Annotated in this window: 25 protein-coding genes; 8 read left to right on the plus strand and 17 right to left on the minus strand. The window is 69.1% G+C overall.

From position 1 onward, the window contains the following. The 14 genes from NMD1_RS10295 to NMD1_RS10355 form a co-directional block, all read right to left on the minus strand. A complete protein-coding gene (locus NMD1_RS10295; RefSeq protein ID WP_125954676.1) occupies positions 1-2,367 on the minus strand; it encodes a DUF2460 domain-containing protein in 2,367 nt (788 codons plus the stop codon). Positions 2,368-2,393: 26 nt separating this feature from the next. After that, positions 2,394-2,966: a tail tape measure protein gene (locus tag NMD1_RS10300; protein WP_125954677.1), complete on the minus strand. Its 573-nt coding sequence runs from the start codon at positions 2,964-2,966 to the stop codon at positions 2,394-2,396. Next, positions 2,959-3,171 carry a phage tail assembly chaperone gene (locus NMD1_RS10305; protein ID WP_125954678.1) on the minus strand — a complete coding sequence of 71 codons (213 nt, stop codon included), beginning with the start codon at positions 3,169-3,171 and terminating at the stop codon, positions 2,959-2,961. Before NMD1_RS10305 ends, NMD1_RS10300 begins: the two co-directional genes overlap by 8 nt. Continuing rightward, positions 3,168-3,497 (minus strand): gene transfer agent family protein, encoded by a 330-nt coding sequence (locus NMD1_RS10310; protein ID WP_233497518.1) that lies wholly within the window; start codon positions 3,495-3,497, stop codon positions 3,168-3,170. Before NMD1_RS10310 ends, NMD1_RS10305 begins: the two co-directional genes overlap by 4 nt. Further along, positions 3,494-3,901 carry a phage major tail protein, TP901-1 family gene (locus NMD1_RS10315; RefSeq protein WP_125954679.1) on the minus strand — a complete coding sequence of 136 codons (408 nt, stop codon included), beginning with the start codon at positions 3,899-3,901 and terminating at the stop codon, positions 3,494-3,496. The genes NMD1_RS10310 and NMD1_RS10315 overlap by 4 nt, the downstream gene beginning before the upstream one ends. 25 nt (positions 3,902-3,926) lie before the next feature. Then, positions 3,927-4,322 carry a DUF3168 domain-containing protein gene (locus tag NMD1_RS10320; protein ID WP_125954680.1) on the minus strand — a complete coding sequence of 132 codons (396 nt, stop codon included), beginning with the start codon at positions 4,320-4,322 and terminating at the stop codon, positions 3,927-3,929. Positions 4,323-4,325: 3 nt separating this feature from the next. Then, positions 4,326-4,484 carry a hypothetical protein gene (locus NMD1_RS21240; RefSeq protein WP_158453938.1) on the minus strand — a complete coding sequence of 53 codons (159 nt, stop codon included), beginning with the start codon at positions 4,482-4,484 and terminating at the stop codon, positions 4,326-4,328. Then, entirely contained in the window at positions 4,481-5,041 is a 561-nt protein-coding gene (locus tag NMD1_RS10325) for a hypothetical protein (RefSeq protein ID WP_125954681.1), read from the minus strand. Before NMD1_RS10325 ends, NMD1_RS21240 begins: the two co-directional genes overlap by 4 nt. 133 nt (positions 5,042-5,174) lie before the next feature. Next, entirely contained in the window at positions 5,175-6,329 is a 1,155-nt protein-coding gene (locus NMD1_RS10330; RefSeq protein WP_125954682.1) for a phage major capsid protein, read from the minus strand. Positions 6,330-6,411: 82 nt separating this feature from the next. Continuing rightward, positions 6,412-6,831 carry an HK97 family phage prohead protease gene (locus NMD1_RS10335; RefSeq protein ID WP_125954683.1) on the minus strand — a complete coding sequence of 140 codons (420 nt, stop codon included), beginning with the start codon at positions 6,829-6,831 and terminating at the stop codon, positions 6,412-6,414. After that, positions 6,828-7,136, minus strand: coding sequence for a DUF6127 family protein (locus NMD1_RS10340; protein WP_125954684.1), 309 nt, complete (start codon positions 7,134-7,136; stop codon positions 6,828-6,830). The genes NMD1_RS10335 and NMD1_RS10340 overlap by 4 nt, the downstream gene beginning before the upstream one ends. Further along, on the minus strand, positions 7,133-8,299 hold the full coding sequence (locus NMD1_RS10345; protein ID WP_125954685.1) for a phage portal protein: 1,167 nt from the start codon (positions 8,297-8,299) through the stop codon (positions 7,133-7,135). The genes NMD1_RS10340 and NMD1_RS10345 overlap by 4 nt, the downstream gene beginning before the upstream one ends. Before the next feature lie 23 nt (positions 8,300-8,322). Then, positions 8,323-9,651 carry a DNA-packaging protein gene (locus tag NMD1_RS10350; protein WP_125954686.1) on the minus strand — a complete coding sequence of 443 codons (1,329 nt, stop codon included), beginning with the start codon at positions 9,649-9,651 and terminating at the stop codon, positions 8,323-8,325. Beyond that, positions 9,641-10,156 (minus strand): hypothetical protein, encoded by a 516-nt coding sequence (locus NMD1_RS10355; RefSeq protein ID WP_125954687.1) that lies wholly within the window; start codon positions 10,154-10,156, stop codon positions 9,641-9,643. Before NMD1_RS10355 ends, NMD1_RS10350 begins: the two co-directional genes overlap by 11 nt. A gap of 205 nt (positions 10,157-10,361) precedes the next feature. Between NMD1_RS10355 and NMD1_RS10360 the strand changes: the two genes are divergently transcribed. Both NMD1_RS10360 and NMD1_RS10365 read left to right on the plus strand, forming a co-directional pair. Continuing rightward, the gene (locus NMD1_RS10360; protein ID WP_124810589.1) at positions 10,362-11,012 is read left to right on the plus strand and encodes a YqaA family protein; all 651 of its coding nucleotides are present in this window, start codon (positions 10,362-10,364) and stop codon (positions 11,010-11,012) included. A gap of 124 nt (positions 11,013-11,136) precedes the next feature. Continuing rightward, complete coding sequence (locus tag NMD1_RS10365; RefSeq protein WP_124810588.1) at positions 11,137-11,406, plus strand: usg protein; 270 nt, start codon at positions 11,137-11,139, stop codon at positions 11,404-11,406. Positions 11,407-11,457: 51 nt separating this feature from the next. Here the strand turns inward: NMD1_RS10365 and NMD1_RS10370 are convergent, their stop codons facing one another. Both NMD1_RS10370 and NMD1_RS10375 read right to left on the minus strand, forming a co-directional pair. Then, complete coding sequence (locus tag NMD1_RS10370; protein WP_125954688.1) at positions 11,458-12,657, minus strand: aminotransferase class I/II-fold pyridoxal phosphate-dependent enzyme; 1,200 nt, start codon at positions 12,655-12,657, stop codon at positions 11,458-11,460. 8 nt (positions 12,658-12,665) lie between these two features. Further along, positions 12,666-12,905, minus strand: coding sequence for an acyl carrier protein (locus NMD1_RS10375; protein ID WP_124810586.1), 240 nt, complete (start codon positions 12,903-12,905; stop codon positions 12,666-12,668). A gap of 130 nt (positions 12,906-13,035) precedes the next feature. Here NMD1_RS10375 and NMD1_RS10380 point away from each other — a divergent pair, with 130 nt between their 5' ends. Beyond that, a complete protein-coding gene (locus NMD1_RS10380; protein WP_375600798.1) occupies positions 13,036-13,683 on the plus strand; it encodes a Pycsar system effector family protein in 648 nt (215 codons plus the stop codon). Between the two features lie 10 nt (positions 13,684-13,693). On the opposite strand, the gene NMD1_RS10385 is transcribed toward NMD1_RS10380, so the two are convergent. Beyond that, positions 13,694-14,056, minus strand: coding sequence for a response regulator (locus NMD1_RS10385; protein ID WP_125954689.1), 363 nt, complete (start codon positions 14,054-14,056; stop codon positions 13,694-13,696). A gap of 75 nt (positions 14,057-14,131) precedes the next feature. Here NMD1_RS10385 and NMD1_RS10390 point away from each other — a divergent pair, with 75 nt between their 5' ends. From NMD1_RS10390 to NMD1_RS10410, 5 genes are read left to right on the plus strand one after another with little or no spacing between them, the layout of a single operon-like run. After that, on the plus strand, positions 14,132-14,398 hold the full coding sequence (locus tag NMD1_RS10390) for a DUF3572 domain-containing protein (RefSeq protein WP_371433174.1): 267 nt from the start codon (positions 14,132-14,134) through the stop codon (positions 14,396-14,398). Then, positions 14,395-15,024, plus strand: coding sequence for an HAD family hydrolase (locus tag NMD1_RS10395; protein ID WP_125954690.1), 630 nt, complete (start codon positions 14,395-14,397; stop codon positions 15,022-15,024). The genes NMD1_RS10390 and NMD1_RS10395 overlap by 4 nt, the downstream gene beginning before the upstream one ends. Beyond that, entirely contained in the window at positions 15,017-15,484 is a 468-nt protein-coding gene (locus NMD1_RS10400; RefSeq protein ID WP_125954691.1) for a RidA family protein, read from the plus strand. The genes NMD1_RS10395 and NMD1_RS10400 overlap by 8 nt, the downstream gene beginning before the upstream one ends. Beyond that, positions 15,456-16,232, plus strand: a complete 777-nt coding sequence (locus tag NMD1_RS10405) for a glycerophosphodiester phosphodiesterase family protein (protein WP_125954692.1) — start codon at positions 15,456-15,458, stop codon at positions 16,230-16,232. The genes NMD1_RS10400 and NMD1_RS10405 overlap by 29 nt, the downstream gene beginning before the upstream one ends. Further along, a complete protein-coding gene (locus NMD1_RS10410) occupies positions 16,229-17,359 on the plus strand; it encodes a GNAT family N-acetyltransferase (RefSeq protein ID WP_125954693.1) in 1,131 nt (376 codons plus the stop codon). The genes NMD1_RS10405 and NMD1_RS10410 overlap by 4 nt, the downstream gene beginning before the upstream one ends. The last annotated feature ends 23 nt before the right edge of the window (positions 17,360-17,382 follow it).

The following is a 17,382-nucleotide window of genomic DNA, read 5'->3' on the forward strand; positions in this document are numbered from 1 at the left end:
TCAGGCGTCCTCGCGCAGTTCGATCAGCGGTACGCTCGGCGCTTCGCCGGCGGCAAAGGCTGCGCCGGAGATGTCGAGCCGGTCCTCCGCGAAGCGCACGGGCACATCGAACAGGAAGCCCGCGCGGATCGCCGCGCCTTCGGCCGGCGCTTCGGCAAACAGGATTACGCCCTTGTTCTCCAGCGACCACCCGCCTGCCGTGACGCCATCGATGCTTACGGTCACGCTGTCCGCGCGTGGCCGGGTCACGCGCCGCCGCTGCGCCTCGCTGCCTTCGCCATAATGCTTCGCCAGCGCGAAGCGCGCGGTCAGGCCGTCGCCTGTGCCGATCCGCTGGTCCAGCGGCGTTGGCGCGCCGGTCATCCCGCACGAGCTGTGGTCCGACGGATCGCGCAACCGGAAGCCGCGCGCCTGCCCGCGCCGGGCGCGGAAGAAACCGATCAGCGTGCCCAGCTCCGCCTCGGACCGCACGCCGGGGCCGACATCGAAGCGCAGCCGCGCATCGGACCACAAGCTGTTGCGCCGCTCGAAGCCCGATGCAGTGATCGTCACGCTGGTCGCGAATTCGGGCGTCACCGTGGCGTCACGGCCCAGCGCCAGCGGGAACAGCACGTCGTCGAAAGCCTGCATGGTCAGTTCCTCGCCTGAAAGCGTTTCCGGAAGCGGCACGGCGGGATCGGGCAGCCGCGTGAAGCCGTCGCGGCACACGTGCGGCAAGGCCCAGACGAAGCATTGCGCCACGCCCAGCGCCTGCGCCTCGCTCGCGGCGGCATCGATGCGCGGCCACTGGCGTTCCGCGCCGCCGGCATCGGGCACGAAGCCCGCAAGATAATGCTGCTGCGCGCGGGGATACCCCAACCGCGCTTCCGTCATGGCGCGGCCTTGCGTCCGCAAGGCTTCGGCGCCGGCGGTGACCCAGTCGTAGTCCTCGATCTGCAGCACGTCGAACGCGGGCGATGCCCAGCCCACGGGCAGGTTCGCGCGCCGCGCCTCGGGCATGGCGGGATCGAGCACGGCGGGCAGGAACGCGAGAAGATGGATCGTCGCGCCCGCGCTCCCGGCGGCCTCGCGCACGGCATCGGCAAGGTCCGCCGTTGATTGCGCCAGCAGCGCGCCGGCCGCGTCGAGCAGCGCTGTCTGCGCGGGCGATAGCGCGGCCGCCATGTCGGGAATGTCCACCGGATCGCCACCGAAAGCCGCGCGCGCAGCATCGTCGTACAGGCAGATGCGGCGATCCGGCGTGATCCACCACCACGGCTCGCCCACCTGGTATAGCACCGGCTGCCCGGCATCGCGCAGCAGGCCGGCCAGCGCCACCGCCACCTTGCGCGCCCAGGCCATCGCCGGGGCACTCGCCGGGGAAAGCAGCGCGGACGGCGGCGACCATCCGGTCCGCGCCGGCTCGCCATCGGCGGTGCGCTGCTGCCAGTCCGCCGGGCAATGCTGCGCCAGCACCTCGTAGGATTGCGAGAGGATCACGGCATGGCCGGCCGCTTTCGCCCGCGCCAGAAAGTCTCGGTGCCAGGCCTCGGCGGCGGCGTTGAGCGTCGGCAGATCCGGATCGACCACGAAGCCGCCCGTGCCGTCCGCCGCCAGCGCGAGGAAATGGCTCATCCCCACGTAGTGGTTGATGCTGCCCCGATAGCCGAGGCCCCGCACCGCGCGCAGCACGCGTGCCGGGGTCTGGTTATAGGCATCGTCGTATCCGGTCGCGATGGACAACCCGTGGGGGGGCATCATCACGTCGCCCACCGTCAGCATGGGCCTGTGCCCCTGGCAGCGGATTTCGGTCATTTCCACCCAGCCGTTCGCGGCGGCGGCGAACGGCGTTTCGTCACCCACGCCATAGCCCGGCGCCATCAGCGAGATGAACAGGCGGTCGATATCCGCCGGATGGACCGCATCGGCTTCCGCCGGCAGCAGGAATCCGCTGGCAAGATCGGAGAAGCGCAAGCTAATCCGCGCGTCGGTCGGGGTGCCCGAGGCATAGTTCCACAGCCGCACGTACCAGGTGCGCGGGCTTCCCGCCGCGTCGCGCCCCTCGATCGTCAGCGTCGGGCCGTTGAGTGCGTCGAGCGGCATCACGCCCGACGACTGCCAGCGGAACGCCAGCGTCAGCCGGCTGTAGTCGCGGCTGGTTTCGTAGGACAGCAGCGGATGATCCCACCGGTCCTCGCTTTCCCAGATCAGGCCGACCATGTCATCGGCCTTGTGGAACACCGCGTCCACGCGCAGCCCGTCGGGTGCGATCGTGGTGACGGCGGCCATCGCCGGGCGCGGGAAATCGACCGTCCAGAAGCGCGGGTCGAACCGCTGGATCGTGTCCGTCTGCTGCACCGTGCGGCGTTTGGCGAGCCAGAAGCTCATGTCTCGTGCTCCCGTGGCAGGCGGGGTCAATAGTCGGTCAGCGCGCGGCGCACCGCCTGCGCCACCTGGCGGCTGGACCGGCGCAGGCTTTCGGGATGGCTGCTCCCCGCCGGCGAGACCACGCGGATGGAGACGTTGACGTTGCGCCCGCCGTCGCCGCTGCCGGCATCGATGCGGCCGGCGGAGGTCGGCACGAACAGTTCCGGTCCGCGTTCCCCCACCACATAGCCGCGCCCCGGCGCCACCGGCCCGCCGGTCGCGCGGCCCGGCAGGCCGAACAGCGATCCGATCAGGCTGCCAAGGCCCAGGATGCCACCGCCCGCATCCGTTCCGCCCCCGCTTGCGATTGCTCCCACGCCGTTGCGCACCGCCTGCGTGGCGATATCGCCCACCACGTTCAGCGCGGTGCGGCGCAAGTCCTCGAAGCCCAGGCTGCCGCGCCGGATCGCGCCCAGCAACCCGCGTTCCAGCGTGTCCCCCGCGCGCGAGAAGCCGTCGACCAGCACGGAATCGAAGTTGCTGCGCATCTGGCCGATGTCGGCGGTGAAGCCGGCGGTGTTGGCGCGCACGTCGATTACCAGCGAATCCAGTTCATCCATCGCAATCGCGCTCCATCATGGCATTGAGTGTGGTGCGGTCGATGCCGTCGGCCTCGGCCGGCGCGAACGCCGCCAGCACCGTGCCAAGCTCCTCCGGCGTGGCCTTCCAGAACGTTTCCGGGGTCCAGCCCAGCAGCAGCGCGGCATGGCCGGAAAGCCGCGCTGCGCCAGGGCCGAAGCGTGCGTCGGCCGGATCGGCGCTCATGCCTTTCCGCGCAGGATCTGCACCAGCAGCGCGCGCAACGGCGCGGTGCAGGCGGCAAGGCCCTCGGCGCAGACCGCTTCGGCGAAGGCGTCACGCGCCAGGTCGTCGCGCCGCTTCCGGCAGTGCCAGAACAGCGCGATCATTTCGCCAAGGCGCAACTGCCCCGCGCCCGCCCGTTCGACCAGCGCGAACAGCGGCCCCAGTTCCTCCTCGGCCGCGGTAAGCGCGGCGAAGCTGGGGCGCAGCACGTGTTTCACCCCGCCCAGCACCAGCGCGGTTTCGCCGCGATGGGGATTGGCGGGATCGTTCATGCCAGAGCCGTTCATGCCGGCGCCACCGCGCCGGAACTTTCCAGCGTCATCGTGTAGTTGCGCTCGCCGTTGAAATCGCCCGAATAGTCGAGCCGCTGAACCAGGAAGCGGCCGTGCATCTTCTCGCCGCCCTCGAACGAAAGCTCGTAGTCGGCGATCGTGCCGGACAGGGCGTTGGCGCGGATCTGCGCTTCGGCCGTGCTGCCCAGGAAGATGCCGGCCGCGCTGACCGTGACCGAGCGCGTGCCCGCGCCGGACAGCAGTTCGCGCCAGCCGCCCGAATCCTTGCTGGTGACAACCACCGTTTCGCCGTTGATCGACATCTGCGTGGTGCGCAGGCCGGCCACGGTGTTGTAGGTCGGCGTCGGCGCCCCATCGCTGATCTTCAACAGGAAGGCGCTTCCCTTCTGGGCTGCCATGTCGGGTCTCCTTGGCAAAGATGGGTCAGGCGGCCAGCAGGCGTGCCCGGTATTCGAGGCGGAGCGCGCGCAAGGCTTCGCCACGCTGTTCGGCGCGGGCGCGCAGAAACAGCAGGCTTGCGATGCGGAAGCCGGCGGCGGACTGCTCGGCCGGCAGGCTCTCCACGCGCCGTTCGATCGCGGCGATCAGCCCGCTGTCCGCCAGCGGATCGTCGCCGCGATAGTTGAGTTCCAGCGCCACCCGCACCTCGCGTCCTGTGGCGTCCTTGGTGCTCCAGTCGGTGCTGGCGCTGGCGGTCAGCGCCAGCCAGGGCAGCGCCGCGCGCAGCGGTGCTTCCTCGACGATGGCATTGAGAGCGCTCGCCAGCGCCACGTCTGCCGCCAGCCAGGCCAGCAGCACCGCGCGAAAGGCCGTTTCCATGGCTTACTCCTGTCCGAACAGCGGCCACAGCAGGCGGGCTGAGCGCCAGCGCCGGGGCGATGCCCCCTGCGCGCGCTGCGCTGCGCGGGCCTGCGCGATCGCATCGGCCTTGCGCGTCAGCCGCGCGAGAAGGGCGGCGAAGTCTGCCTGTGCTGCGATCACGACAGGCGCATCCGCCGCCAGGGGCGCCACAGTGCGGCCACGGCGGCGGGCGGAGCGGCGGAGGGCGCCTTGCCGTCCTCCGCATCGTCGCGCGCGCGGTGATGATAGGCTGCCAGCCGGATCACGCCATGGCGCAGCGCGTCAGGCAGCGCGGTCCAGTCGGCGGCCAGCCCGGCGGTATAGCGCACCACCGCCCGCGCCGGATCGCCGGGCGCGCGCAGACGCACCGTGCCGGTGCCGTCCGCATCGATGTCGATGGCATAGGCCCCGGCCGCCAGCGTGGTGCGGGTTCCGTCCACCGCCAGCATCCACACGCCGGTGATGGCCTGAACGGGGCGGGTGGACAGCGCTTGCCGCGCGCCACAGGCGGGCACCGTGTCCTCGCACGTCGCCACCAGCGGCATCGTGCCGGTGAAGCCTTCGCACAGTTCCAGCGCGGTCATCAGAAGGGTGGTCAGCTCCGCGTCGTCGGTGCCGGTGGCAATGCCCAGCCACGCCTTCAGTTCGGAAAGCGCCGCCGGCGAAAGCACGGGCGGCGTGACGATGGCCCGCATCATGGCAATCTCCGGAAATGGTCGTCGGGAAGGGCGGAAGGGACGCCCGCGATCGGCAGGGGGGACCGATCGCGGGCGCCAGTGCCGGCGCGCCAGGGGAGGGGAAACGCGCCGGAAGCCATGCGGGTGCCCGCGATCAGGCGGTGATCTTCAGCAGCTTGATCGCGTCGCTGTCGAGCAGCTGCCCGCCCACGCGCTTGGTGGCGTAGAACTGGACGTAGGGCTTGTTGCTGTAGGGATCGCGCAGGATCGTGGTTTCGCGGCGTTCGGCGATCAGGTAGCCCGCCTGGAAGTTGCCGAAGGCGATCGGCAGCGCGCCGGCTGCCACGTCGGGCATGTCCTCCGCCTCGATCACCGGATAGCCCAGCAGGCGGTTGGGCTGCCCTTCGGCGATGCCGGGCTGCCACAGGAACGCGCCGTCGGCGCTCTTGAACTTGCGCACCGTGGCCATCGTGGTCGAATTCATCACCCAGACCGAACCCTGCCGCAGCGGGGCCTTCAGCGCGAAGATCATGTCGATCAGCTTGGCTTCGGGGCTGGTGTCGAAGCCCGCCGCCGCGCCCGAGCCGATGTGCTGGAGCGTGCCGAAGGTCCGCGCGGCATCGCCCGCGGTGCTCGTCGCGCCGGTCAGGAAGCCCTTGGGCTGGCTGGTGCCGCTGCCGTTGATGAAGGCCGCGCCTTCGGCCCGCGCGAACTCGGTCGCGATCTCGCCGGCCAGCCACTCCGCCACGTCGAACGCGGCATCATCGAGCATGGCCTGCGTGGCGGACGGGTTGGCATAGAGTTCGCCCCACGGCGGCGCGATCTCGGCCAGCTTGGGGCTGGCGGTCTCGGGCCGCGCGGCGGTTTCGGAAACCCAGCCCGATGCCGTGCCGCCGATCGAGATCAGCCGGCGGAACCCGCTGGTGCCGGTGCGCACGACCGACGCGATCGACCGGATCGGGCTGATTTCGGCGAGCCGCTTCGCCAGCACCTCGTCGATCTCGCGCGGCACGGCATAGCCGCCATCGGCCGCCACGCTCTGCGACAGCGATTTGAGTTCGCTTTCGCGGCCATGGCGCAGGTAGCCATCGACGAAGCCCTTCATCTCGGCGCCGGTGGGTGCGCCGCCGGCCAGCAGCGGGCGGATCGCGGCGCGGCCGACTTTGTCGAGCCGGCCCTTCACGTCCTCGATGTCGGTGCGGATGGTGGCGAGCGCCTCGTCCTGGGCGTCCTGGCGGGCGACGATGTCGAACGAGGCATCGAAGGCGTCGTTCTTGGTTTCGATGGGGGCGGGGGTTTCGCTGTTCATGGGGTCGAACGTCCTTTCGGCAAGAAAAGGCCGCCCGACGAGACGGCCCGAAGAAACGGGGTAAGGGAGGGAAGCGAGCGGCTCAGCCTGCCAGATGCACGCGCGCCGATGGCTGCATCGGGTGGGAGACGAGGCTGACTTCCAGGATGTCTACCGCGTGCAGCTCGCGCCCGTCCGGCGTGGCATGGCCCGCCGTCACGCGGTAGCCGAACGACAGGCCGTTCACGGCGCGGGTGGCGAGCGCCTGCGCCGGCAACCCGGCCGCCGCGTCGATCGTGCCAGTCACGCGCAACCCGCGCTCGTCCTCGATCGCGGCATCGATCCAGCCGATGCGGCGGTCCGGGCGGTGCTGCCAGTACACCGGCAGCCGCTCGCCACGCTCGGCGCGTTGCGTCAGGCTGCGGGCAAAGGCGCCATGCCGGATCACGTCGCCGCCGCTGTCGCGCCGGTCGAAGATCGCGGCATAGCCGGCAAAGCGCAGCGGCGCTTGCGCGGCGCTCACCGGATCATGTCCCACAGGCCCAGCCGCACCACGATCCCCACCAGCAGCAGCGCCAGCACGGCGCGGACGGCCCAGTCCACCACGGCCTGCCACGCGCTCGTCTTGGCATCGCGCCAGGCTTGCAGCAGTTGCCGCAGCTCGATCAGGTCGGCGTGGGCGGTCTCGTCGGCAAGGCCCATCCGCTCCAGCACGCGCGCCGCGCCCAGGTCGCAGGCTTCCTCCACCACCGCGCGCAGCGTCACCAGGTCCGATCCCTCCGCTTCCGCCTGCACGATCAGCCGCGCCAGCATCTCCTCGCGCATCACGGCTGCACCGGTGCGATGCCCAGCAACGCGCGCTTTTCGTCGGCGGAGAGGAAATCGGCGGCGTTCACTTGCGACCACAACCGCTCGCGATCCTCGGCCAGCGCCGGAATCCCGTCCACGTCGACCGCAAGGCTGGCATCCGCGAACCACGGCGCCAGCCCTTCGCCCAGCGCGTCCAGGATCTTGGCGGCCAGCGGCAACAGCGTCAGCCGCCACAGCGCGCGGTTGGCCTCGCGGTAGTTGGCATAGGTGCTGTCGCCCGGCAGGCCGATCAGCATCGGCGGCACGCCGAAGGCCAGCGCGATGTCGCGCGCGGCGGCGGCCTTCAGCGTGGCGAAGTCCATGTCCGCCGGGGTCAGCGCCATCGCCTGCCATTTCAGGCCGCCTTCCAGCAGCATCGGCCGCCCGGCGTTGGCCTGCCCGGAAAAGGCGCTCGCCAGCTCGGCGCGGATGCGCTCGAACTGGTCGGCCGAAAGCGCCGCGCCCGGCTCGCCCGGATCATAGACCAGCGCGCCCGATGGCCGCGCCGCGTTTTCCAGCAGCGCCCGGTTCCACCGCGCCGCCGCGTTGTGCAGCGCCACGGCCTCGTCCGCCGCTTCCAGGCAGCCGGCGCCATAGTGATCGTCGCCGGGATGGTAGCTGCGGATATGGATCAGGTTGGGCAGGCCCAGGTCGTCCACGGCGTCGATCGTCAGCGATCGTTCGCCCACCTTGTAGAGGAACGCCGCCGGCCAGCCCGTCGCGTCGGGTACGATCGTCACCCGCTCCGGGCGCAGCGCGAACAATTCGGCGGGGTTGCCTTCCGCGTCGCGCAGCACCTGCACATAGCCGTTGCCGTGCAGCAGCAACTGGCTGGCCAGCGTTTCCAGCAGCGCCTGCCCCGCGCTCGTAGCCGCGATCAGCACGGCCAGTTCGGGGTGCGAGGCGCGCACCGGGGCGCTGCCCACCCCTTCGGCCACCAGCCGCACCGCGCGCTGCGCCACCGGGTTGCGCAGATAGGCTTCACGGATCGCGGTCGGATAGTGGATCGGCGTCCGCGTGCCCGCCACGCCGCGCCCATCGAACGCCTCGACCCAGGGCGAGACGAAGCTGCGCCCCAAGGGCGCGCGCGGGGTCACCGGCTCACCCTTGAAGGCGGCCGCAAGCGATTGAAAGAAGGACATGAACGGCCTTTCTGTCGGAAGTGTCAGTCGAACCACACGCGCGGTTCGCCCGCGCGGCCCAGCATCAGTTCGGTCAGCGCCCACACGCAGGCGTCGGCCCGGTCGGGCGATCGCCCCGGCCCCTGGTAGGCGCCGCCCGGCATCAGCCCGCACAGCTCGTCCTCCAGCCGGGCGAACATCCCGGCATGGCGCACGCGTCCGGCTTCGTAGAGCGCGGCGACCGGCTCGGCGCGCGCCACCTTGCCCCGGCTGGCATGGACCAGCCGCAGCGGCAGCGTGGCATTGGCCGCGCGCAGCACCGCGCCCACCATGGCGCCGCCCTGGTTGGCTTCGGCCACCACCCGGTCCGCGCCCCATGCCCGCGCCGCATCGCGAACCGCACCGGCCCACCTTTCGGGGCTGGCCCGCTCGACCGTTGCATCGGCGAGCACGCGCGCGATCCGGTCTTCGCCCAGCCCGCAGACCACGATCCCGCAGGCATCGCCTTGCGCGCTGGCCGGCGGATCGACGCCCACGATCACCCGCGTCATCGCTGGCACCGCGCCATCACGGCACCGTTCCAGCAGCGCGCGCGTCCACAGCGCGCCGGGCAGGTCCTCGATCAGTTCCCCGTCCAGTTCCTGCCGGCCCAGCAGCGTGCCGCCGAATTCGCGTTCGACATCGGCGATGAACCGTGCGGGCAGATGCGCGATATTCTCCCGCGTGCCGCCGCGCGTCACCGCCACGTCGGCCTCGCTTCCCGCCTGCTCCAGCAGCCGGCGTACCAGCGGCACCGCGCGCGGGGTGGTGGTCGCCACGATGCGCGGAGACTCGCCCAGGCGCAGGCCCAGCAACAGGTTGTCCCAGCTGCGCCGGGCCTGCGCCTGTCCGTCATCCCATTTGGCGATCTCGTCGCACCAGGCATGGCTGTGCTGCGGGCCGCGCAGCGATTCCGGCTCGCCCGCCGAATAGAGCATCGCCTGCGCGCCGTTGGGCCAGATCACGCGCCGCAGCGAGGGTTCGAAGCGCGGGCGGCGGTGCGGCGGGCAGACCGCCATCACCCCGCTTTCGCCCTCGACCATCACCGCCCGCGCCTCGTGCAAGGAAGCGCCCACCAGCGCGATGCGGGCCTCGTGATCGGCTTCGGCGATCGTCCGCACCCATTCCGCGCCGGCACGGGTCTTGCCGAAGCCGCGCCCCGCCATCACCAGCCAGACGCGCCAGTCGCCCTCGGGCGGCAGTTGCGCGGCGCGCGCCCACAGCGGCCAGTTCCAGTGCCATTCGTCCCTTTCGCTCTGGTCGAAGGTCTCGCCGATGTCCGCGCTCAGCCCGCCATGATCCTCGCGCAGGAAATCCAGCCGATCAGCTGGCATCGCGCGGCCGTTCGGAAAGCGCCTTCGCGGCCAGCACGCGCTGACGCAGTTCCTCGACCTTGCGGTCGATCGAGGCGCGGATGTCGGCGGCGCTCACCTGGTCGCGGATGGCGCGCTGGCGCGCCGCGCTTTCGCGGTGGGCGGCCAGCAGGCGGAACGCGGTGGCGTTGTCGAACGACCGGGCCGCCCGTTTCGCGCCGGGGGGCGGCTTCACTTCGCCGGTGCGCAGCCGGTGCAGCAGTTCCATTTCCAGGTTGTCGTATCCCTCGCACAGCGCGATCTGCCACTGGCGGTTGAACTCGGCATCGTTGCGGCGGCGCTGGTAGGCGGCCGAGGTATCGATCTTGGCCTTGCGCGCGGCGGCGGCGACGTTGGATGTGTCGGCCAGCGCGGCCAGGAACGGCTTGACCCAGCGCGGCGGCGCGGGTCCACGTCGCGCGGACGTTTCGCCCGCACGCGCTTTTGCGGCACGCGTCAGCGACGCGCCCGGTGATCTGGCTGCCATGAAATATCCGTATCTGGGGAAGGTTTCGCACCGGTCGCGACGGGGGGCTGGCGACTCGGTCTTTCGCGATGTTCCTGTTATGTACTCATTCAGCGTCACGTTGTCAAGGCCGAACTGCGGGCCGGATATTCCGCCTATGGCACTTTGCCGCCCGCTGCCCTAAGCACCCGCGCGATACTCAGCCGCGTTAACGGATGCCTTGCCCATGCTTCGCCGCCTCTATGACTGGACCATGGCCAAGGCCGCGCATCCGCGCGCCGAATGGTGGCTTGCCCTGTTCGCGTTCGTCGAGGCCAGCTTCTTCCCGATCCCGCCGCATCCGCTGCTGGGGCTGATGTGCCTGGCCGAACCGAAGAAGGCGGTCCGCTTCGCCGCCATCACCGTGATCGCCTCGGTCATCGGCGGGATGCTGGGCTATGCGATCGGCCATTTCCTGTTCGCCAGCGTGGGGGAACAGCTGCTTTCGGCGCTGCACCTGACGCAGAGCTTCCCCTACGCCGCGTGCAAGCTGCGGGGCGAGGCGGGCTTTCTCGCGATCATCGCCAAGGGCGCCACGCCGATCCCGTTCAAGCTCATCACCATCACCGCCGGCTTCATCGGCATGCCGATCGGCAAGTTCCTGCTCGCCAGCCTGATCTCGCGCAGCATCGGCTTCATGATCGTGGGCGTGCTGTTCCGCCTGTTCGGCGCGCCGATCAAGGCGTGGATCGATCGCTACCTCGGCCTCGCCGTGGTCGGGTTCATCGCGCTGATCCTGGCCGGCTTCGTCGCCGCCGCGATGCTGGGCGGGCACGGGCAGAAGGGCGCCGACGAATGCAGCGGCGCCACGATGCAGTCGGTCACCGCCAGCGCCTGAGCCACGCGCGTTCCTGCTTGCTGCAATGCACAAAAAGGGCGGCGGACCCCGTTGACGGTCCGTTAACCATGAAGGAGCATGCTGCTTCCCGGTATTTCTTCACCAGCGAGGGGGAAGGAGGACTATGGAAGACAGCGACTTTCGGCTTCAGTTGGCCGGTTACGGGCTGGCCACCTGGCAGATCCATTACTACATGCCCGATCATCCCAGCCTGCTGCAGGAATTCGTCCTGCAGCGCTACGACGTCGCACCCCGGTTCCCGGAACTGAAACGGTTCCTCGATTTCTGGCGGCGCGATATCGAGGCGGTGATCCATTCGGTCCGCGTGGCGCACAACCACCTGATCCGCCCCAGCGAATGGCGGGCGGTGGACGGCGAGATCCGGCTGCACTGACGAAATGGCACCAACCGGCCGGCCGGAATATCCTCCGGCCAGCCATCACGGTCAGATGATTCCGGCTTTCTTGCCGGCGCGTTCGAACATGCCGATGATCGTCTGCACCTGTTCCGCCGTGTGCTCCGCGCACAGCGAACAGCGCAGCAGCGTCATCCCCGCGGGCGTCGCCGGCGGGCGGGCCAGGTTCACGTACAGCCCTTCGTGGAGCAGCGCTTCCCACATGCCCGCGCCGCGCTCCAGATCGGGCATGATGACCGAGATGATCGCGCTCTGCGGTTCCTCGGTGCCAAGCTGGAAGCCCCGGTCGCGCAGGCCCTTGTGCAGCGTGCGCGAATTTTCCCACAGGTGGGCGCGCTTGTTGCCCGCGTGCATCAGCTTGCGGATCGATGTCGCGGCGGTGTGGACCACGCTCGGCGGCAGGCTGGCGGTGAAGACATAGGGGCGGCAGACCAGCCGCAGGATCTCGAACTTGGGGTGGTTGGACACGCAAAAGCCGCCGACGGTGCCGACCGACTTGGAGAACGTGCCGATCACGAAGTCCACGTCGTCCAGTACGCCCTGCTCTTCGGCCACGCCGCGCCCGTTGGGGCCGATGAAGCCCATCGAATGCGCCTCGTCCACCAGCACCATCGCGCCATTTTCCTTGGCGATGGCGATCATTTCCTTCAGCGGCGCGATGTCGCCCAGCATCGAATAGACGCCTTCCAGCACCACCAGCTTGCCCGCGCCTTCGGGAATGCGCTTCAGGCGCTTTTCCATGGCCACGATGTCGTTGTGCTTGAACGGCACCACTTCGGCATCGCCCATCTTGCAGCCGTCCCAGATGGAGGCGTGGCTGTCGATATCGAGCACGATGTAGTCGCCCTTGCCGGCGACAGTGCTGATGATGCCCAGATTGGCCTGGTATCCGGTGGAGAACACCATGGCGTGCTCCATCCCGTAGAAGTCCTTGAGCGCGTCCTCCACGGCGCGGTGCCCGGCATAGGTGCCGTTCAGCACGCGGCTGCCGGTGGTGCCCGAACCGAAATCGTCCAGCGCCTGCTTGCCCGCCAGGATCACGTCGGGATCGAACGTCATGCCCATGTAGTTGTAGGTGCCCAGCAGGATCGTCTCGCGCCCGTTGCATACGGCCACGGTGGGCGAGAGCACGCGCTCCATCACCAGGTTGAACGGGTCTTCCACGCCACCGGCGAGAAGGGCGCGGCGCTGTTCGATCAGCGGGTCGAACTTGCTGAACAGATCGGTCATCGTGGGCGTCAGCCTTGCAGTTTGGTCACGGCGTCGATCAGCTGGCCGTAGGTTTCGATCTCGGCCTGCTGGTTCATGGTGATGATGATGTCGAATTCGTCCTCGATCGCCGCCACGAAATCCATCACCGTCAGGCTGTCCCATTCAAGGTCACCGGCAAAGGTCGTATCCTCGGCGATCGCGATGCCCTTCTTGTTGAACGGCTCGATCAGCTCGGCGATCCGGTTTGCGGTTGCGGCGCGGTCCATCGGTATTCTCCACTGTGGGGCAAGCCCCCTGCCAGACGATTGCGGCTGAAAAGCGGCCACGCGGTCCGCTTGTCAAGCCGGACCGTCCTGTGTCATCCCCAGCCGCGATGCCGCATCAAGGGGAAATGCGTTGAACCAGCCGTCGCCGTTGCCGCCGCCACCGTCATCGGGCGCTTCAGCGGAAACCGGGGATACGGTCGGAGCGCAGCCGGTCCGCGCCACGCCCTCGCCGCTCTCGCCGTCGGGTTTCTCCAACCACGCCATCCATCTCGTGCGCACCTCGCAGCAGATGAACCTCACGCTCAGCCAGATGGCCGATGCCAAGGCTTCGCTGCTGATGGGGGCCACCTTTCTGGTGTTCACCATCGCGGTCGGGCAGGCGAAAAGCGGAACGATGCCGTGGTCGCTGGGCGTGCTGGCAATGTCGGCGTTCATTTCCGCGATGTGCGCGGTGTTCGCGGTGCTGCCCTCGATCGGCGGGCCAGACCGAGGCAAGACGGGCAGGGGGCAGGCTGGCCCGTCGTCGCCCAACAAGCTGTTCTTCGGCTATTTCACCCACGTCGCGGAAGAGGAATGGATCGACAGCGTGCTCGATGAACTCCACGCCGATGAAACCGTGTTCCGCACGATGCTGCGCGACATCTACCAGAACGGCCAGGTGCTCCAGCGCAAGAAGTACCGCTTCCTCGGCTATGCCTACCGCGTGTTCATGGTCGGCCTGTGCCTGACGGTCGTGACGTTCGCGATCGAGCACCTGCGCGCCTACGTGCCCTCCTGACAGGGCCGGCTCACACCAGCTTGTTCACCGCCGCCATGAACGGGCCGATCGACACCGGCTTGGCCAGATAGCCTTCGGCACCGGCTTCGCGGATGCGTTCCTCGTCGCCCTTGCCGGCATAGGCGGTCACGGCCAGCACCGGGATCGTGCGCAGTTCGGCGTCGCCTTTCAGCGCCTCGATCAGTTCCAGGCCCGACACGTTGGGCAACTGGATGTCCATGATGACGAGGTTGGGGACGAACAGGCGGGTCCGCTCGATCGCCTCGCGCCCGTCGGCAACGGGTTCGACGGTGAAGCCGTTGGCCTTCAGCAGGTCGCAGAACAGCTTGCGATTGAGGTCGTTATCCTCGACAACCAGAATTCTTTTTGCCACTGAGCCCTCGGGTGCGAGCGCCGGAAGCCGGCTGCGCCGTTGACCCTCTATTGACCCGGAAAGGCCCTGACAATCATTCGTGAACCCGCCCCGGTTTCTGATGCGCGCACCGTGGCCTTGCAGGCGCTTGGCTGGGTGCTGGCGGATAGTGGCCGGGCCGACCGGTTCCTGGCGCTGACGGGGCTGACGCCCGAAGCCCTGCGCGCCGGCCTTGGCGATCCGGGCGTGCTGGGCGCGGTACTGGATTTTCTCGCCAACCATGAATCGGACCTTGTCGCGGCGGCGGAAGCACTCGACATTGCACCCGAAGCCCTTGCCGCCATCCGGGAGAAATTGAGATGAGCCGCCCGCTGATCATCAGCGATTGCGATGAAGTGCTGCTGCACATGGTCGCGCCCTACAAGGAATGGCTGGCCGAACGGCACGGCATCGATTTTGCCATGCAGAGCAACGATTTCGGCAAGGCCATGCGCTATGCCGATGGCGGGTATGTCGAACCGGCCGAAATCTGGCGCCTGCTCAACCTGTTCTTCGATACCGAGATGTACCGGCAGCAGCCGATCGCCGGCGCGGTGGAGGGCGTCAACGCGCTGGCGGAACATGCCGACGTGGTGATCCTCACCAACCTGGGCGACCACCGGCGCGAGGATCGCGCGCGGCAGTTGCGCGATGTGGGCATCCACGCGCGGGTCTTCACCAACACCGGACCCAAGGGGCCGGCGCTCAAGGCGATTCTCGATGAATACCGCCCGGAACGCGCGGTGTTCATCGACGATCTGCCGCAGCACCATGGATCGGTTGCCGAACTGGCACCCCATGTCACGCGGTTGCACTTGTGCGGAGAGCCGATGCTGGCCCCCCATATCGACTGCGCGCATCAGCAGGGGCACGCGCACGCCCGGATCGACGAATGGTCCGCCGCGCTGCCCTGGCTGTTGGCGCAAATTCATGGAGCGAATGATGACTGATGCCGTTGCCGCGAAGATTGCCGAACTGGGCTTCGCGCTTCCCCAGGCCGCCGCGCCGGTTGCGGCCTATGTGCCGACGGTCGAGGTCGGGGGGCTGCTGCACGTGTCGGGCCAGTTGCCGTTCGTCGATGGCAAGCTGGTGACCGGGCGGCTGGGCGAGGATGTCTCGCTCGAACAGGGCGTCGTCGCTGCGCAGGCCTGCGGTCTGATGCTGCTGGCGCAGGTCAAGGCGGCGCTGGGTTCGCTCGATCGCGTGGAGCGCGTCGTCAAGCTGGGCGCGTTCATCAACTCCGCCGGGACGTTCACCGATCAGCCGAAGGTCGCCAATGGCGCGTCGGAACTGATGGTCGCCGTGTTCGGAGACATTGGCCGCCACGCGCGCAGCGCCGTTGGCGTTCCTGTCCTGCCGCTGGGCGCGGCCGTGGAAGTCGATGCTGTATTTGCTGTTCGCCCTGCTTGACCGGTGGCTCGTCCCCGTTCCGCCAGCGGAACGGGTCGGCTGGCTGCGCGGGCGTGTCTATGCCCATCGTGGTCTGCACCGCGCGGGCGCGCCGGAAAACTCGCTCGCCGCCTTCGCGCTCGCCATCGAGCGCGGGCTGGGGATTGAATGCGATGTGCAGCGCACCAGCGATGGCCAGGCGATGGTGTTCCATGACTGGGACCTCGATCGCCTGACCGACGCTGCCGGCGCGATTATCGACCACAGTTCCACCCAGCTTGGCGCGATCGCGCTGAGCGGTGCCGAAGGGGAGCACATTCCTACCTTGCGCCAGATGCTCGATCTGGTCGCCGGGCGCGCGCCGCTGCTGATCGAGATAAAGTCGCGCCGCGATCTGCGCGTGGCGCCGTTGTGCCTGGCGGTGCGCCGGGTGCTGGAAGGCTATCGCGGCGATGTCGCGGTCATGAGCTTCGACCCGCGCGTGCCGGCGTGGTTCCGCCGCTATTCGCCGCACATCGTCCACGGCCTTGTCGTGACCGAGGAAGGGCGCCGCACCCTGTTCGCGCGCGCGCGGCGGCATCTGGCGCTGTGGCACGGCAAGCCGCAGTTCCTTGCCTACGACGTGCGCGATCTCCCCAGCCGTTTCGCCGCGCTCCAGCGCCGCCGGGGTCTGCCGGTGCTGACCTGGACGGTGCGCTCGCCCGAACTGGCGGAAAAGGCGTCTGCCCACGCCGACGCCCCGATTGCCGAGGGCGCCGGCCTGCCGTGAGCGTCACCGCGCGTATCCATCATTCCATCAGCGAGATCGCGGCCGAAGACTGGGATCGGCTGGCGGGCGGCGGCAATCCGTTCACCGCGCACACCTTCCTGTCGCTGCTGGAGGAATCGGGCAGCGTCGGCGGGCGCAGCGGATGGTCCCCGCTGCCGGTGGTGATCGAGGACGAGGCCGGCCGCCCGGCGGCGGCCCTGCCCGCCTATCTCAAGGCGCACAGCCAGGGCGAATACGTGTTCGATCACAGCTGGGCCGATGCCTGGCAGCGCGCGGGCGGCAGCTATTACCCCAAGCTTCAGATCAGCGTGCCGTTCACGCCCGCCACCGGGCCGCGCCTGTTGCTGGGGGACCGGCCCGACCTTGCGCCGTCGTTGCTGCGCGTGGCCGAGCGCCTGTGCGAAGGCAACGAACTGTCATCCGCCCACGCCACGTTCATCGAACCGGCCCAGTTGCCGCTGTTCGAGGAGGCGGGCTGGCTGTTGCGCTCCGACATCCAGTTCCATTGGGAAAACCGGGGCTATGCCTCGTTCGATGATTTCCTGGCCGCGCTGTCGTCGCGCAAGCGCAAGGACATCCGCAAGGAACGCGCGGCGGCGCAGCAGGGCGTGGAGATCCGGGCGCTGACCGGCGACGCGCTGCGGCCCGAACACTGGGATGCCTTCTGGCAGTTCTATCAGGATACCGGCGCGCGCAAGTGGGGGCGGCCCTATCTGACCCGGCAGGCGTTCGATCTGCTGGGCGATCGCATGGCCGATCGGGTGCTGCTGGTGCTGGCCTTCCTGGATGGGCAGGCCGTGGCCGGGGCGCTCAATTTCATCGGCGCGGACGCGCTCTACGGCCGGTACTGGGGCGCGATCGTCGACAGGCCGTTCCTGCATTTCGAGCTGTGCTACTATCAGGCGATCGACGCGGCGATCGCGCTGGGCCTCGGCAGGGTGGAGGCGGGGGCGCAGGGCCAGCACAAGCTGGCGCGTGGCTACGAGCCGGTGCGCACGTGGTCGGCCCACTACATCGTGGACCCGGGATTTCGGGCCGCCGTCGCCGATTTTCTCGAGCGGGAAAGGCAGGGTGTGGCGCAGGACCAGCTGACGCTGGGCGAGCATACGCCTTTCAGAAAAGGATAGCCGTCCGGCGCGTGCCGGCCGAT

The sequence above is a fragment of the Novosphingobium sp. MD-1 genome, assembly GCF_001014975.1.
Taxonomy (GTDB): domain Bacteria; phylum Pseudomonadota; class Alphaproteobacteria; order Sphingomonadales; family Sphingomonadaceae; genus Novosphingobium.

Excerpts from the sequence above, each read along its gene's own strand:
- NMD1_RS10375 (WP_124810586.1), bottom strand. The coding sequence starts at position 12,905 with ATGGACCGCGCCGCAACCGCAAACCGGATCGCCGAGCTGATCGAGCCG.
- NMD1_RS10295 (WP_125954676.1), bottom strand. The coding sequence starts at position 2,367 with ATGAGCTTCTGGCTCGCCAAACGCCGCACGGTGCAGCAGACGGACACG.
- NMD1_RS10320 (WP_125954680.1), bottom strand. The coding sequence starts at position 4,322 with ATGGAAACGGCCTTTCGCGCGGTGCTGCTGGCCTGGCTGGCGGCAGAC.
- NMD1_RS10350 (WP_125954686.1), bottom strand. The coding sequence starts at position 9,651 with ATGCCAGCTGATCGGCTGGATTTCCTGCGCGAGGATCATGGCGGGCTG.
- NMD1_RS10330 (WP_125954682.1), bottom strand. The coding sequence starts at position 6,329 with ATGAACAGCGAAACCCCCGCCCCCATCGAAACCAAGAACGACGCCTTC.
- NMD1_RS10325 (WP_125954681.1), bottom strand. The coding sequence starts at position 5,041 with ATGATGCGGGCCATCGTCACGCCGCCCGTGCTTTCGCCGGCGGCGCTT.
- NMD1_RS10305 (WP_125954678.1), bottom strand. The coding sequence starts at position 3,171 with ATGAGCGCCGATCCGGCCGACGCACGCTTCGGCCCTGGCGCAGCGCGG.
- NMD1_RS10365 (WP_124810588.1), top strand. The coding sequence starts at position 11,137 with ATGGAAGACAGCGACTTTCGGCTTCAGTTGGCCGGTTACGGGCTGGCC.
- NMD1_RS10370 (WP_125954688.1), bottom strand. The coding sequence starts at position 12,657 with ATGACCGATCTGTTCAGCAAGTTCGACCCGCTGATCGAACAGCGCCGC.
- NMD1_RS10355 (WP_125954687.1), bottom strand. The coding sequence starts at position 10,156 with ATGGCAGCCAGATCACCGGGCGCGTCGCTGACGCGTGCCGCAAAAGCG.
- NMD1_RS10405 (WP_125954692.1), top strand. The coding sequence starts at position 15,456 with ATGCTGTATTTGCTGTTCGCCCTGCTTGACCGGTGGCTCGTCCCCGTT.
- NMD1_RS10310 (WP_233497518.1), bottom strand. The coding sequence starts at position 3,497 with ATGAACGGCTCTGGCATGAACGATCCCGCCAATCCCCATCGCGGCGAA.
- NMD1_RS10345 (WP_125954685.1), bottom strand. The coding sequence starts at position 8,299 with ATGTCCTTCTTTCAATCGCTTGCGGCCGCCTTCAAGGGTGAGCCGGTG.
- NMD1_RS10315 (WP_125954679.1), bottom strand. The coding sequence starts at position 3,901 with ATGGCAGCCCAGAAGGGAAGCGCCTTCCTGTTGAAGATCAGCGATGGG.
- NMD1_RS10360 (WP_124810589.1), top strand. The coding sequence starts at position 10,362 with ATGCTTCGCCGCCTCTATGACTGGACCATGGCCAAGGCCGCGCATCCG.
- NMD1_RS10395 (WP_125954690.1), top strand. The coding sequence starts at position 14,395 with ATGAGCCGCCCGCTGATCATCAGCGATTGCGATGAAGTGCTGCTGCAC.
- NMD1_RS10300 (WP_125954677.1), bottom strand. The coding sequence starts at position 2,966 with ATGGATGAACTGGATTCGCTGGTAATCGACGTGCGCGCCAACACCGCC.
- NMD1_RS10400 (WP_125954691.1), top strand. The coding sequence starts at position 15,017 with ATGACTGATGCCGTTGCCGCGAAGATTGCCGAACTGGGCTTCGCGCTT.